Below are 14,153 nucleotides of genomic sequence, written 5' to 3' on the forward strand. Positions count from 1 at the left end.
ACTTTCTCGCAGCTTGTGTCATTGCGTGTTTTTGATTGACCGGTTTGTCACATTCAGTTTTTTTATGTTACTTTGTAAACAAAAATCCATGAAATTTCGTAGTGTTTTATCCCTTGTCGCATTATGCATGATCTCATTGTCAGCCAAGAGTATGAGTCCCGTAGACTCACTGGCCATGAGGGTTACCGAAGGTACTTCGGCCGGACGCATCATATTCAATGAAATTCCGTCGGCCGGACCCGAGTTTTTTGAAATCAGTGCCGATTCCGGAAGAGTTGTAATTGACGGAAACAGCAAAGTGGCTCTTGCCACGGGACTTAACTGGTATCTTAAATATGTGGCCGGAATACATATTTCCTGGAACAATCTGACCCAACCTTTGCCTGACAAGCTTCCGTTGCCTAAAGAAACAATACGCAAAAAGGCCTCTGTAGCCGACAGGTATTATCTCAACTACTGCACCTTTTCATACTCCATGCCCTTTTGGGACGAAGAGCGGTGGATGAAAGAGATTGACTGGATGGCACTACACGGCATCAATATGCCGCTTATGATGACCGGCATCGAAACCGTATGGCGCAACCTCTTGAAAAAGCTCGGATACGACGACGAAGAGATAGGCCGGTTTATCAGTGGCCCGGCATTTCTAGCATGGTGGCAGATGAACAATCTTGAGGGATGGGGCGGTCCGCTGCCAGACCAATGGTATGACCGCCAGAGCGCGCTTCAGCATAAAATAGTGGCACGGATGCGTTCGCTCGGCATAGAGCCGGTATATCCGGGATATGCCGGAATGGTGCCTCACGACATAAACAGCAAACTGGGATATAAAGTGGCCGATCCCGGGAAGTGGTGCGGCTTTGTCCGTCCGGCTTTCCTCTCGCCTGACACGGAGGAGTTTTCGTATCTTGCCGACCTGTATTATCAGGAACTCGACAGCCTTTACGGCAAGGCAAAATATTATTCGATGGATCCGTTTCATGAGGGAGGTAATACATCCGGCGTAGATCTGCCCCTCGCCGGCCGCCGGATAGCCGAAGCGATGAAACGCACAAATCCTGAATCATCATGGGTCATACAGAGCTGGGGCGGCAACCCGATGCTGGCCATGATCGACACTGTGAAGGCAGGCGATATGAAAGTGCTCGACCTTTATAGTGACAAAGACGCCAAATGGCGTCGCAAAGGCATATATGCCGACCATGAATGGATCTACTGTATGCTTCTTAACTTCGGAGGCAACGTAGGGCTGCACGGACGCATGGACATGTTTGTCGACGGATTTTACGATGCGCAGGAAGCCGATTCGTTGCATCGCCTCACCGGAGTCGGGCTGACCCCGGAAGGTATCGAAAACAACCCTGTGATGTATGAGCTGGCCATGGAACTTCCTTGGCGCAGCGAACGTTTCGACACACGCGAATGGCTCCGATCGTATCTGACGGCACGCTATGGCAGGGAGGTGACTCCCGAAGTAATGGCAGCATGGGATGCCCTGCGCAACACTGTGTATAACGCGCCGATAGAAATGGAAGGACAAGGCACTGTAGAGTCTCTTTTCTGTGCACGACCGTCGTGGAATCCCCGCAGCGCTTCCACATGGGGAAGTTCGGAACTATTTTATTCACCCGACTCCACAGCCAAAGCGGCGGCACTTATGCTCCAGGCGGCTCCTGATTATGTCGGCAACGCCAACTACGCCTTTGATCTCGCCGATATCCGGCGACAGGCCAATGCCGATGAGGGAAACCGTCTTATAAGACTGATGTCCGATCTGCATGACCGCGGTATCACCGACAGTCTGACGATAGTTTCCGACCGTTTCCTCAATCTGATTCTGGAACAGGATTCCACGCTGGCACGACAGCCCGAAATGTGTGTCGACACATGGCTCGACGATGCTGCCTGCCTTGCCGGAGATGACGACAATATCAGAAAGCTTTACCGGCGCAATGCCGCCCAGCTGATCACCGTGTGGGGCGACAGTGTGGCGTCCAATCTACGCGGACTTCACGATTACAGTCACCGCGAATGGAGCGGACTGCTGCGCGAATTGTATTACCAGCGATGGAAAGCTTTTTTTGACTCCGAGCTTCGCGGAGCCCCTAAACCCGACTACTATCTGATGGAAACCGAATGGGTAAGACGACGTGAACAGAATCAATAACATCACAGCATGGACAAATCAACTATATGACCAATGACGACAATCTTATAAAAATTGATGAAATAGCAGAAGGGCATAAGGTCATAGTGATGTGCGGGGTCAGCGGTTCAGGCAAGACGTTTTTGGCAAGGCGATTCGTCGGGAAAGGGTTCTTACGACTGTCGTCGGATGAAATTATCTGGAGTCGATACGGTGACAGATTTCCAGGCCTTGATTCCGAAACACGAAAAACGGCATTTATATGGGCTGCCGATGAAATAGACAGCTCGTTAGCATCCCTTATAAGGAAAGGGGAGCGGGTGGTGGTGGATTCCACGATGTGCAAAACTGTGCGACGATCGGCTATCCGCGCTGTGTGTTCGGAGTGTGGAGTCAAGCCACTGTTCATGTATCTGAAGACTCCACTTGCCACTCTGATCGAAAGACTTGACCGACGTAAAGGTGATGGTTCTGACGATCAGATTGTCAGTCGACAGGAAGTTTATGCATTCCATGCCGGTTTCCAACCGCCCGGCGAAGAGGAGACCGATGTCATCACCCTCGAATCATAATGGATCGTATCATGACTGCTCGTTTGAGTCATATCTGAACCCACCGTTGCGGTCACTGACTTTTTGAAAACAAAACGACTGCATCATAAACGCTTCGGACTGAATATGCCGCGCGTTTATGATGCAGTTGTGTGTGTTATTACTTACGTGTGGTGGTTACAATAGACCTATGTGTCCACGGTCAGAACTCGGAGGAGAAATAAAACCGGATTTTTGGAAAGTCGCTTTGTGCCATCTGCAACACATAGGATGAATCGGCCAGGAAGACATCACGGCCTTCGCGGTCTGTGGCCATAAACTGGTGTTTGCGACGCTTGAATGCCTCAAGCGCTTCCTGATCGTCGCTTGTGATCCAGCAAGCCTTGTAAAGCGAAATCGGTTCCCAACGGCATTGTGCACCGTATTCGTGCAGCAGACGGTATTGTATGACCTCAAACTGAAGTTGTCCGACCGTGCCTATGATCTTGCGTCCGTTGAACTGATTGGTGAACAGCTGGGCCACGCCTTCGTCCATCAGCTGCTGTATGCCTTTGTCGAGCTGCTTGGACTTCATCGGGTCTGTGTTTTCGATATACTTGAACATTTCAGGAGAGAAACTCGGCAATCCCTTGAAATGCAATTCTTCGGAGGTGGTCAGAGTGTCGCCGATCTTAAAGTTGCCGGTGTCGGGGATGCCGACTATGTCGCCGGGGAAAGCTTCGTCGACAATACTCTTTTTCTGCGCCATAAATGCCGTGGGAGCCGCGAATTTAAGCGTCTTTCCCGAACGCACGTGACGGTAGGGCGCGTTGCGCTCGAACTTTCCGGAACATATCTTCACGAATGCAATGCATGAGCGGTGGTTAGGATCCATGTTTGCGTGAATCTTGAACACAAAACCTGAAAAAGTCTCCTCTTCGGGGCTTATCTTGCGCTCTACAGCCTCAACCGGCCGCGGCGACGGAGCGATCTTCACAAAGCAGTCGAGAAGCTCTTTTACGCCAAAAGTATTGAGCGCTGAGCCAAAAAACACAGGCGCTACCTTTCCTGCCAGATACTCTTCCGTTTCAAAGGCCGGATATACTCCTTCGATAAGCTCCAGATCCTCGCGGAGCTTTGCGGCATCAGTTTCGCCTACAGCCTCGTCGATGCGCGGATCATCAATGCTCTCGATCTCGACACGTTCGGTGACCTTCTGCTTGTCGGGCGTAAACAGGTCGAGTGAATGCTCATGAATATTGTAGACTCCCTTGAATTTAGCCCCTATATTGATAGGCCAGCTCAACGGGCGCACGGAGATATGCAGTTCCTGCTCAAGCTCGTCGAGTATATCAAACGGATCGCGTCCCTCGCGGTCGAGCTTGTTGACGAAGATTATCACAGGAGTGTTTCTCATACGGCACACCTCCATCAGCTTACGTGTCTGCTGCTCCACGCCTTTGGCCACGTCAACGACTATGATTACGCTGTCGACCGCAGTCAGTGTACGATATGTGTCCTCGGCAAAATCCTGGTGACCCGGAGTGTCAAGAATATTGATCTTGTAGCCGTCATATTCAAATCCCATAACGGAAGTGGCCACTGAAATGCCACGCTGTTTCTCGATCTCCATCCAGTCGCTGGTAGCGGTTTTCTTAATCTTGTTGGATTTTACCGCTCCGGCAATATGTATGGCGCCTCCGAAGAGTAGCAGCTTTTCGGTGAGTGTGGTCTTACCGGCGTCGGGGTGCGATATGATCGCGAATGTGCGTCGTCGGCTTATTTCGTCGGTCAGTTGTGACATTGGTTTGTGGTTTTTGCTTTTTGGAGTGCAAAGTTACGCAGTTTTTCGTGATTTTACAGTAATTTTGCAGAATAAACATACAGCTATGCAACTGACCAACCAGATGAGGAAGGATGTGGCCGCACTCGACGAGGCACGCACCCGGCGTCAGGCCCGTCTATTCAAAGCCGAGGGCCAGAAATGTGTGAACGACACTCTCGGACATTTCACACTCCACAGTCTGTATGCCACGGCAGCCTGGGCCGAAGCCAATGACGGCCTTGTCAGCCTGGCCGCCGACAGGATGGCTGTGGTGACAAGGCGCGATCTGGAGCGGATGAGTCATCTGTCGACGCCTCCTCAGGTCATAGCCGTTTATGACATGCCGGAGGAATGCATACCCTTGAACATAGGCGTGGACAACCTCGCGCTTGTACTCGACGGCATACAGGATCCGGGCAATATGGGTACGATCATGCGTGTGGCCGACTGGTTTGGAGTCGAGACCGTGGTATGTTCAGCCGACTCGGCTGATCCATATTCTCCCAAAGCGATAATGGCAAGCATGGGATCAATATCAAGGGTAAGGCCAGTCAGAACTGATATAGCAGGACTGCTTCAAAAGACGGAGGCTACAGTATGTGGCACATTTCTTGACGGAACAGACCTCTACCGGAGCGATCTGCCACAGTCAGGGGTGATAGTAATGGGCAGTGAAGGACATGGCATATCCGATTCCGTAGCATCGATGGTGGACATGCGGCTGAAGATTCCAGCATATCCTCCGGAACGCAATGGCGCCGAATCGCTCAACGTCGGCATGGCCACAGCTATAATCATGGCTGAATTCCGCCGCAGACAAATGCAATAAGCAAGTGTTCGAATCAACCTCATATTGTTTCATTAAATCCGAGCACTTGCTTAGAATATTGTCTAAAATTCATATCACTTTGCTTTTGAGAGTCTTTCCAGCGTCTTTTTGTTTGCTCCCCGGTCATGTAGCTACGGCTACACTCCCTCATCACAAACAAAAATCCATCTGACAATCCTTCTCAAAATCCGTATTATATAAATTTAGACAATCTATTAAACTGAAAAAACAGATCATCAGCAATGGCAAAAACAAAGACCGTGTGGGTGTGCAGTTCGTGCGGAAACGACTTTCCGAAGTGGGAAGGACGATGCAGCGCGTGCGGAGCATGGAACACCCTTGTGGAAGAGAAGGTGACTATATCGTCGCAGACACGCGCCAAGAGCGGAATGACATCGCGACAGCGTCCACGCCCACTGCGTGTGTCGGAAATCGAAACATCCGACGCTCCACGCATACGCATGCCGAGCAAGGAACTCAACCGAGTGCTCGGCGGCGGCCTTGTCCCCGGCTCGATGGTGCTTATCGGCGGCGAGCCCGGCATTGGTAAATCCACCCTGGTGCTACAGAACACATTGTCGATACAATCGCGTCGCGTGCTTTACGTTTCGGGCGAGGAGAGCGCTATGCAGATAAAGATGCGTGCCGAACGCCTCGGACGTCAGAGCGACACGGTGTATATCGTGTGCGACACATCGCTTGAAAACATTTTCGAGCATATCGAGAACACAGATCCCGGACTGATCGTCATCGATTCGATACAGACCATAGCTTCCGATGAACTTGAATCTCCGGCCGGAAGCGTAGGCCAGGTAAGAGAGTGCTCGGCACGGTTGCTGCGATATGCCAAAGAGAGCGGTGTGCCGGTGATTGTGATCGGCCACATAACCAAAGAGGGCAATATCGCCGGGCCTAAAGTACTGGAACACATTGTTGATACCGTATTGCAGTTTGAAGGCGACCGACATTATCTGTATAGGTTGCTCCGGTCGATCAAAAACCGATTCGGAAGCACGTCCGAACTCGGCATTTACGAAATGGTGCGTAGCGGTCTGCGGGAGGTCACCAATCCTTCGGAGATACTGTTGTCGCAGACCGACACCAATCTGTCGGGCACCTCGATAGGTGTGACGATGGAGGGTATTCGTCCGCTGATGATCGAGGTGCAGGCTCTTGTGAGCACTGCCGCCTATGGCACACCGCAACGGTCTGTGACCGGCTTTGACGCCAAAAGGATGAATATGTTGCTTGCCGTACTGGAGAAGCGCGTGGGGTTCAAATTGGCCCAGAAGGACGTGTTTCTCAATATAGCCGGAGGCATGAAGGTCAATGATCCGGCTCTTGACATGGCCGTGATCAGCGCCATCCTGTCGAGCAATGTGGACATTGTGGTGCCTCATACCGTGTGTATGGCCGGGGAAGTGGGACTTACCGGCGAGATTCGCCCTGTCACCCGCATAGAACAACGCATACAGGAGGCTGAGAAACTCGGCATGGAGCAAATCATCATACCACGGAGCAATGTCAAGGGTATGGATCTCGGATCGCTGAATATAAAGATCACTGAAGTCAGCAAAGTGGAAGAGGCCTTCCGACTGCTGTTTGCATAAGCGCAAAATATAGATCATGTGGGTGGCTCTGGCTCTTATCTCGGCTACATGTCTGGGATTTTATGACGTGATGAAGAAACTGTCGGTGCGTGGCAATGACGTGCTGACGGTATTGATGCTCAACACCGTTTTCGGCGCCGTGCTGATGTCGCCGATACTTGTCGGCGGTATTGCGACAGGGGAGTGCTCAATATCATCGCCGGCGGCCCATGGCATGATCATAATCAAGTCGTTTATCGTGCTCGGGTCATGGATCCTTGGATATTTCGCCGTGAAACATCTGCCTCTGACCATACAAGGACCTATCAACGCCTCCCGTCCGGTGATGGTGCTTGTCGGCGCAGTGGCTGTGTACGGCGAACAGCTCAATCTCCTGCAGTGGGCCGGCATATCGCTCGGTTTTCTATCACTCTACATGATCTCTCGCATAAGCGCAAGCGAGGGGATCTCGCTACGAAGCAGCCGATGGCTATGGATGGCTGTCGGAGCCGCACTGCTTGGCGCCGTCAGCGCGCTTTACGACAAGTATCTCCTCCGGCATTTCCGACCGCTCGACGTCCAGGCATGGTATTCGTTTTATCAATGCATCATCATGTCGTGCGCCCTGATGGCTGTAAGACGATGGTCGTCGTCATCGCATTCTGTTTTTTCGTGGCGATGGACGATCCCGCTGATATCGATATTTCTGACCGTGGCCGACATAGCTTACTTCTATTCGTTGTCGCTCGATGGTGCGATGATTTCTGTCGTGTCGATGATACGTCGCGGCAGTGTCGTTATCCCATTCATCTACGGAGCTGTAATGCTTCGCGAAAAGAATTTCAAAGCAAAGGCAGCCGATCTGTGCATACTCATGGTCAGCCTCGGACTGCTCGTGCTGGGCTCTACAGTGGCAAAATGACGGCAATTACAGTTTTTTCACCATCATAGCTTGCTTTTGCCCATGCAAATGAATTAACTTTGCATGGGATAATCTGATCATTATATCATTTGCAGGAATGATCGGGGTCTATTCCCACAGCTTACTTACAAATCCAATGTTATCACGTTTTATAATCAGGATAGCGTGTCTGGCGGCACTCCTTTCATGCGAGATGCCGACCCACGCACAGATCAATACAGATCAGGTGATGCAGGTAGGGCGCAACGCGCTTTATTTTGAAGACTATATGCTGTCGATACAGTATTTCAACCAAGTGATCGCAGCCAAGCCTTATCTCGCACAGCCATATTTTTTCAGGGCGATAGCCAAATACAATCTCGACGACTTCCGAGGGGCTGTAGCCGACGCATCCAAAGCTCTCGAACAGAATCCGTTTCTGCTCGACGCCTACGAACTGCGCGCGGTGGCCAACCAAAATATCGGGAACGTTGAAGACGCGCTGAACGATTATGACGAAGTGCTCGGCACTCTGCCTGAAAACCGTGTGATACTGTTCAACAAGGCTCTCGCATATCAAGAACTGAAGCGGTATGACGAGGCTGCGGCCACATTCGATGCGCTGCTCGCCACGCACAGCGGATTTGATGGCGGATACGTGGGGCGCGCACGCCTGCGTCTGGAGCAGAAGGATACCGTCGGGGCTCTCGCCGACGTGGAAAAGGCTCTTGATCTTAACAAACGCTCTGTCAACGCATACCTTATCAGAGCCGACGTGGCCATAAACTCCCACCGCGACTACGCGGCGGCACTCGACGACATGAACGAAGCCATTCGTCTGCAACCCAAATATCCGGGGTTCTACATAAATCGCGCGTTTCTTCGACACAATCTTGATGATTATTACGGCGCGTTGAGCGACTATGAGTATGCCATACAACTTGACCCGGAAGATTATACCGGTTATTTCAACCGTGCTCTGCTACTGTGTGAAGTTAGAGATTTCGACAAGGCGCTTGCTGATCTCAACAAAGTGCTTGCCCTGAGAGGCACAGACTACCGGGCGTTGTATAACCGCGCTCTCGTGTTGAAGGAAAAACGCGACTTCAAAGGCGCGCTCGCCGACATCAATACCATCATAGCCGCATATCCCAATCTGGCAGCAGGATATTTCCTGCGATCAGAGATACGCCGCGACATGGGCGATATGAAAGCGAAAGAGGATTTTGATCGATCTCTCGCACTGGCCCGCGGTAACAAAGCTGGAAATTCGGGTCGCAACGACATCCGAGAACAAGGAGGCCAGGACAGCAGCATCAAAACCTCGTCAGACGGTAACAGCACCGAGCCTCAGACTGCCGGTGAGCCGACTCCGTTTGACAAGGATTTCGAAGAGATAATGCGCGGCGCGGCCGAGTCGCCCGACAAGGTAATGGCACGCTTCACATCACTTCTTACGGTCAACGACAATACCAACATAGAGCAGGAGTTCATCAATAAAAGCATCAGAGGCAGGGTGCAGAACCGTAATGTCAGCATCTCATACGAGCCAATATTCACAGCATCGTATTACAATTCACCCACTGAACTGCGCCCCAACCCCGAATACATCAAGGAGGTGGATGAGATCAACCGCACACGCGCACTGAGATTCTTGTTGCAGGTGACCAATTCTGTGCCGAGCCTTGACGACGAAGACCAGATAAAGCGCCATTTCGATTCGGTGAATTATTACAATTCATATCTGTCATCGCATAAGCCTCGTGCGATAGACTATTTCGGACGAGCAATGGACCTGCTGACGCTACGCAATTATGATGGTTCGATAGCCGACTTCAACAGAGCGCTGGAACTTACGCCCGACTTCACCATGGCATACTTCATGAGAGGCATAGCCCGCCTGCAGAAACTCGAATCGGAAGCCGAAGAGAGTGCGAAAACACAGCCAGGCGACGGACGCATTCATCAGACGGCTCCGGCAATCATGCCGGGCGCATCGATGCAGCAGCGCCGCGCCAATATGACCGAAGTAATGGCCGATATCGACAAAGTCATAGAGCTTTCGCCTGAAATGCCTGTGGCTTACTACAACAAGGGAGTGATATTGCTTCAGCTGCAGGACTACACTTCGGCACTCAAGGCTCTCAACCGCGCTATAGAACTTAAGCCCGACTTCGGAGAAGCCTACTACAACCGCGGATATGTATATTATATGCTCGGCGACAGCAGCAAGGGATCGGCCGATGTCAGCAAAGCGGGCGAACTGGGTGTAGTGCCATCATACAACCTTCTGAAACGCATGAACCGGTAACAGTCCAGCCATATCGGCCTCGCCGGTAATATAGTGAAATAAACAGATTCCGCCGACAATTTCTCATTACGAGAAAACTGTCGGCGGAATTAATGCTTTGCAGCCGGACTGTAAGCCGGGTTATGTCGGCCTGACACTTCCCCGAGGGGGCCATCAGGGCCGTTCCGTCATTTATCTACGCCATACGTTGCCGCATGGCTCAAGCAGCCTACCCCCCGGCAATGGACGAGCAATCCTTGAATGCCGGTATACTTGGCCTTGCAACCCATGGGATGTGCGGTGCCTCATGTCGCCATGAAGCCCGGTGGGCTCTTACCCCGCCTTTTCACCCTTACCACGGCCCGAAGGATCGTGGCGGTCGTTTTCTGTCACACTTGCCCCGGCATCGCTGCCGGCTTCCTGTTAGGAAACATGGTGCTCTGTGTTGCCCGGACTTTCCTCATGCCGGCTAATGCCGACCCGCGACGGAACGTCCGGCTGCGTCTGCAAAGTTACGACATTTTTACTATACAGCCAAAAGGCCGCCAAACTCCAGATAGGTGAAAGACACTGTATAATTCTCGCAGGAGCTCCCTTCCAAGTCAGTCAGCAGTCTGACAGACTGACATAAAAAAAGCCCTGTGGCTTAGCAATGTCACAGAGCTATAAGGCTGTCGGGAACAGAATCACATGGATCGCAGCAGCAGATAGGCCTTGGCTTCATCCCACGGCAGATATATGCGCGGATCGTCTTCTATAAGATTGATCGGTTGTTCGTTGAGATCGGCACGGATATATATCACATCTTTCGGTCCGCGGAACACGATAATACGGAAGTTGGCAGCCATAGGCACTATACGAAAGTCGAGCCATTGACGACTGACCTCATCGGGGTTGTCCGAATCAAGATAGCATCCGGGGATTCTCATCAATGCCAGCAAGGGCATGAGGGTTTCGGCATGACCGAATCGCAGCTGCACCGGTGCCACCGTCGAGTCACCTTCTATCAATCGGTCGGTGGTGGTGATGATATCGTCGAGCAATGCCCGGGCTGCTTTGGCAGGCGCGGCGGATATGGCTGAAGCCGAATGCACGAGATGCTGGCTGTAGTTTTTGAACGACCACATGGCATTGAATTCCTCTCGGGTGACATACTGCGATATGTCACAGCGCAGTTCCATGGCTGCAGTGGCTGCAAGGCATGAATATATATCCATGGTGAGGGCTGCCTGATCGTGGATTTCATTGTAGGGATAGCCGCTTCCGAGCATTTTACGGAGCACTGTTCGCGGCACCATCGAGTCGGAAGCCTCATTAAGTGCGAGCCGGAAATTATCGGTAGCAAACAGTTCCTCAAGCTCGCGGTTATCGCTGAAGAAACGGAGCAGGGGATTGTTCTGACGCCCTGACGAAGTGTGGATCTCCACCTTATCGTCAAGACGTGCGATCTGATGGGTCATCTCATACATACTCATGATACAGCGCGGGACGTAGCTGCTGATGGCATTGATGCGGCCATTGCGCATCAACGACGGAAAATCGCTATACATGCGCATACCTATTCCCATCTGTTCGGCTTTGCCGAGAGTGTCAAGCACACCCCAGCGGCCGGCAGTGCGCTCGATTATCTGCTCAGTGAGCCTCAGCATCCGTCGGCCGCGCGGAGTGATCGTGCGGAGTCTGACAGCGTTTTTAAGTGCCTTTCGGACATTATCGGCAGCTTTGCCCGACGACATATATCTGGCTCCGTGACGCCCAACATGATTGATCATGATAGGTCGGAGCGAGTCGGGGGTCTGCGTCGTGGAACTGACATCGGGATAAGGCATTGAACTGCCAAGACATTCTCTGAACGTGTAGTCGGTGGTCTGCGCCGCAGTGTGCGGAATGAAAAGCAGCATGAGCGCTGCGAGTGATGAGATGGCTGTAATGAATCTTTTCATGAGTTAAAACGTGTTTGGATTCATTAACAACCGACGCCGGTCAAAGGTTCACTCAGGATATGCGGTGTTTTCATGCTTCATGCACAGCAACACTTCTTCAAGAAAGCGTCGAGCCTGCGCTTTGGCATCATCAAGATCCATATACGAATAGTTGCCGCAATCGCGTGGAGAGGCTCCCGGAATTTCCCCTGAATAATCGGCTATGAAGCGAAACGTATCAGTCATCAGCCCTACTATATCCTCAGGCTGCAGATCTCCCGACAGAATGAGGTAATTGCCGGTTCGGCATCCCATCGGCCCCCAGTATATCACACGGTCTTTCCAGTCGGCCCGGTTGCGCAGATATGTTGCGGCAAGGTGTTCGATAGTGTGGAGTGCGGCTCCCGACAACGGCGGCTGTCGGTTGGGCTCAGTCATGCGTATATCGAATGTGGTGAGAGTATCGCCCGACCGGGTGACATCGCGCCGCGAAACGTAGATGCCACGGAGCAGACGCTGGTGGTCGACAGTGAAGCTTGCTATTTTTTCCATTGCTGTGATATTTGTTCTACAAGTGGCATGAGAACGGAGAATGTGCGCATTGGCGCATCAGTCCAGAAGTTTTCATACTGCGAGATATTATCAGCGGCTCCGGGTGTGTCGCTGACCACTCTGACTGAAACAAACGGCACGCCGCTCAGCCAACAAGTCTGCGCCATGGATGCCGATTCCATATCTACTGCCGCCACATCGGGATAAAGCCCGCGGATTCGCTCGGTTTCTTCGGATGACGCTACAAAAATATCGCCTGAAGCGATAAGTCCATGTATCACTCCGCCGGCAGGATCAAGAGCGGGTATATCGAGCAAGCCGCATGGTGGCTCGAAGAACTGCGGACAGCCAGATGCCTGTCCCGGGACGGTTCCCGGTCCGCACCATACATCGTGATAGGCCACACGGCTGCCAACCACTACATCGAGTATTCCGGTACGTCCGGTGCCTCCGGCCACTCCGGTGTTGATCACCAGATCTGGTGCAAAATCATTAAGCATACACTGCAGAGCAAGAGCGGAATTCACTTTACCTATGCCACTCTGCATAGCAATGATCTCGCATCCGGCCATCTGTCCGTGATAGACGATGAAGCGTCCTTTTTCGGATTTAACTATATCGGAGATATGTGGCAGCAGCAGATCAAGTTCTTTCTGCATTGCCACTACTATCGCTATCTTCATAAATGATAAGTTACTTTTCAAAAATCAGTTGAGATTATCAAACTATCAGTACACCAACAGTTTGTGCTGCGGTATTTCTGACTTTGTCCGGTGTCTGTTATTGCAAGCCTCAACCATGCGCGCCGTATACAAGTGGACGATATGGAAGCCGGGCAGCGACAGGATGTCATGCCCGGCTCGAATGATGTATTTCTCTATTAACCCCGGAATAGGAATTGTTCTTATTCGTATGGATTGACCTCGTCAAATCCCGAGGCGTCGAATTCGTCGTCGTTGTATTCGTCAGATCCATAGAAACTCTCATCAAGATCAGGATCGGCTGCAGCTGTTTTCTCAGCCTTTTCGTCAATGCGTGCCTCGAATTCATCAAGGTTTACGAACTGTGCGGGGGGATTTCCGAAAGCGAGAGAGCACACCGGATCTTTGAGCGAACGTCCCGGCTGCGTTTTCTTCAGCTCCATGAAGAAACAACGGTCGGTAAGATAATCGAACACGAATATGAGCCGCTGCCCTTCGTCGTCGAGAAAATCCGAGAGCGGCGTTTCTTCCATAAGGTAGACATCGTCGGCCGAGTCGGCACCCATATCCTCCAGAGTTATCTCCTTGCCTTTCTCCCAATTGTCATCACACAGAAAGAACGAATTCATCTGTCCCTTGTCGTAATTGACCGAATCACAGATAGCATTACGCAAGTCAAGAAAAGTGGCATCGGAATCGATGCTGATCTCACGCTTGAAGTTGTCGACTTCGTCGGATACTAACCGGAATGTGAATATCATGGAGTAATGTTGTTTGGTTGTCGCTATTGATATTGAATATTGTGCTGCAAATTTACTATAAAAATCGTGATTTTCGCATTGAGGTGATAAAAAACATATTTTTTACA

11 protein-coding genes and 1 other RNA gene are annotated in these 14,153 nt (G+C 51.5%); 6 read left to right on the top strand and 6 right to left on the bottom strand.

The window, feature by feature from the left end; all coding sequences use genetic code 11:
• The first annotated feature begins 151 nt into the window (after positions 1 to 151).
• Together NF347_RS05415 and NF347_RS05420 are read left to right on the top strand one after the other, a co-directional pair.
• Positions 152 to 2,167, top strand: a complete 2,016-nt coding sequence (locus tag NF347_RS05415; RefSeq protein ID WP_306254331.1) for an alpha-N-acetylglucosaminidase — start codon at positions 152 to 154, stop codon at positions 2,165 to 2,167.
• Positions 2,168 to 2,193: 26 nt separating this feature from the next.
• On the top strand, positions 2,194 to 2,718 hold the full coding sequence (locus tag NF347_RS05420) for an AAA family ATPase (RefSeq protein WP_107034731.1): 525 nt from the start codon (positions 2,194 to 2,196) through the stop codon (positions 2,716 to 2,718).
• A 181-nt stretch (positions 2,719 to 2,899) separates the two neighbouring features.
• Here NF347_RS05420 and NF347_RS05425 read toward each other — a convergent pair whose 3' ends face one another.
• Positions 2,900 to 4,480 carry a peptide chain release factor 3 gene (locus tag NF347_RS05425; RefSeq protein WP_107034732.1) on the bottom strand — a complete coding sequence of 527 codons (1,581 nt, stop codon included), beginning with the start codon at positions 4,478 to 4,480 and terminating at the stop codon, positions 2,900 to 2,902.
• Between the two features lie 85 nt (positions 4,481 to 4,565).
• On the opposite strand from NF347_RS05425, the gene NF347_RS05430 reads away from it, so the two are divergent.
• The 4 genes from NF347_RS05430 (at position 4,566) to NF347_RS05445 (ending at position 10,131) form a co-directional block, all read left to right on the top strand.
• Positions 4,566 to 5,330, top strand: coding sequence for an RNA methyltransferase (locus tag NF347_RS05430; protein WP_161553864.1), 765 nt, complete (start codon positions 4,566 to 4,568; stop codon positions 5,328 to 5,330).
• Between the two features lie 242 nt (positions 5,331 to 5,572).
• Entirely contained in the window at positions 5,573 to 6,940 is a 1,368-nt protein-coding gene (radA, locus tag NF347_RS05435) for a DNA repair protein RadA (RefSeq protein WP_107034734.1), read from the top strand.
• A gap of 16 nt (positions 6,941 to 6,956) precedes the next feature.
• Positions 6,957 to 7,841, top strand: a complete 885-nt coding sequence (locus NF347_RS05440; protein WP_107034735.1) for a DMT family transporter — start codon at positions 6,957 to 6,959, stop codon at positions 7,839 to 7,841.
• Positions 7,842 to 7,977: 136 nt separating this feature from the next.
• Positions 7,978 to 10,131 carry a tetratricopeptide repeat protein gene (locus NF347_RS05445; RefSeq protein WP_161953367.1) on the top strand — a complete coding sequence of 718 codons (2,154 nt, stop codon included), beginning with the start codon at positions 7,978 to 7,980 and terminating at the stop codon, positions 10,129 to 10,131.
• Between the two features lie 95 nt (positions 10,132 to 10,226).
• Here NF347_RS05445 and rnpB read toward each other — a convergent pair.
• From rnpB to NF347_RS05470, 5 genes are all read right to left on the bottom strand, one after another.
• Positions 10,227 to 10,612: RNase P RNA component class A (gene rnpB / locus NF347_RS05450), an RNA gene on the bottom strand.
• 184 nt (positions 10,613 to 10,796) lie between these two features.
• Positions 10,797 to 12,053: a histidine-type phosphatase gene (locus tag NF347_RS05455; protein ID WP_107034737.1), complete on the bottom strand. Its 1,257-nt coding sequence runs from the start codon at positions 12,051 to 12,053 to the stop codon at positions 10,797 to 10,799.
• Positions 12,054 to 12,101: 48 nt separating this feature from the next.
• Complete coding sequence (locus NF347_RS05460) at positions 12,102 to 12,584, bottom strand: S-ribosylhomocysteine lyase (RefSeq protein WP_107034738.1); 483 nt, start codon at positions 12,582 to 12,584, stop codon at positions 12,102 to 12,104.
• Positions 12,572 to 13,267 (bottom strand): 5'-methylthioadenosine/S-adenosylhomocysteine nucleosidase, encoded by a 696-nt coding sequence (mtnN, locus tag NF347_RS05465; RefSeq protein WP_107034739.1) that lies wholly within the window; start codon positions 13,265 to 13,267, stop codon positions 12,572 to 12,574. The genes NF347_RS05460 and mtnN overlap by 13 nt, the downstream gene beginning before the upstream one ends.
• A gap of 221 nt (positions 13,268 to 13,488) precedes the next feature.
• Positions 13,489 to 14,046, bottom strand: coding sequence for an IS1096 element passenger TnpR family protein (locus NF347_RS05470; RefSeq protein WP_107034740.1), 558 nt, complete (start codon positions 14,044 to 14,046; stop codon positions 13,489 to 13,491).
• Between the last annotated feature and the right edge of the window lie 107 nt (positions 14,047 to 14,153).

This window comes from Paramuribaculum intestinale (assembly GCF_030759015.1).
In the GTDB taxonomy this organism is placed as follows: Bacteria; Bacteroidota; Bacteroidia; order Bacteroidales; family Muribaculaceae; genus Paramuribaculum; species Paramuribaculum intestinale.

What these genes read in the sequence shown, in the direction of transcription:
- NF347_RS05415 (WP_306254331.1), top strand. Translation starts at nt 152, where the DNA reads ATGAGTCCCGTAGACTCACTGGCCATGAGGGTTACCGAAGGTACTTCG.
- NF347_RS05420 (WP_107034731.1), top strand. Translation starts at nt 2,194, where the DNA reads ATGACCAATGACGACAATCTTATAAAAATTGATGAAATAGCAGAAGGG.
- NF347_RS05425 (WP_107034732.1), bottom strand. Translation starts at nt 4,480, where the DNA reads ATGTCACAACTGACCGACGAAATAAGCCGACGACGCACATTCGCGATC.
- NF347_RS05430 (WP_161553864.1), top strand. Translation starts at nt 4,566, where the DNA reads ATGCAACTGACCAACCAGATGAGGAAGGATGTGGCCGCACTCGACGAG.
- radA (WP_107034734.1), top strand. Translation starts at nt 5,573, where the DNA reads ATGGCAAAAACAAAGACCGTGTGGGTGTGCAGTTCGTGCGGAAACGAC.
- NF347_RS05440 (WP_107034735.1), top strand. Translation starts at nt 6,957, where the DNA reads ATGTGGGTGGCTCTGGCTCTTATCTCGGCTACATGTCTGGGATTTTAT.
- NF347_RS05445 (WP_161953367.1), top strand. Translation starts at nt 7,978, where the DNA reads ATGTTATCACGTTTTATAATCAGGATAGCGTGTCTGGCGGCACTCCTT.
- NF347_RS05455 (WP_107034737.1), bottom strand. Translation starts at nt 12,053, where the DNA reads ATGAAAAGATTCATTACAGCCATCTCATCACTCGCAGCGCTCATGCTG.
- NF347_RS05460 (WP_107034738.1), bottom strand. Translation starts at nt 12,584, where the DNA reads ATGGAAAAAATAGCAAGCTTCACTGTCGACCACCAGCGTCTGCTCCGT.
- mtnN (WP_107034739.1), bottom strand. Translation starts at nt 13,267, where the DNA reads ATGAAGATAGCGATAGTAGTGGCAATGCAGAAAGAACTTGATCTGCTG.
- NF347_RS05470 (WP_107034740.1), bottom strand. Translation starts at nt 14,046, where the DNA reads ATGATATTCACATTCCGGTTAGTATCCGACGAAGTCGACAACTTCAAG.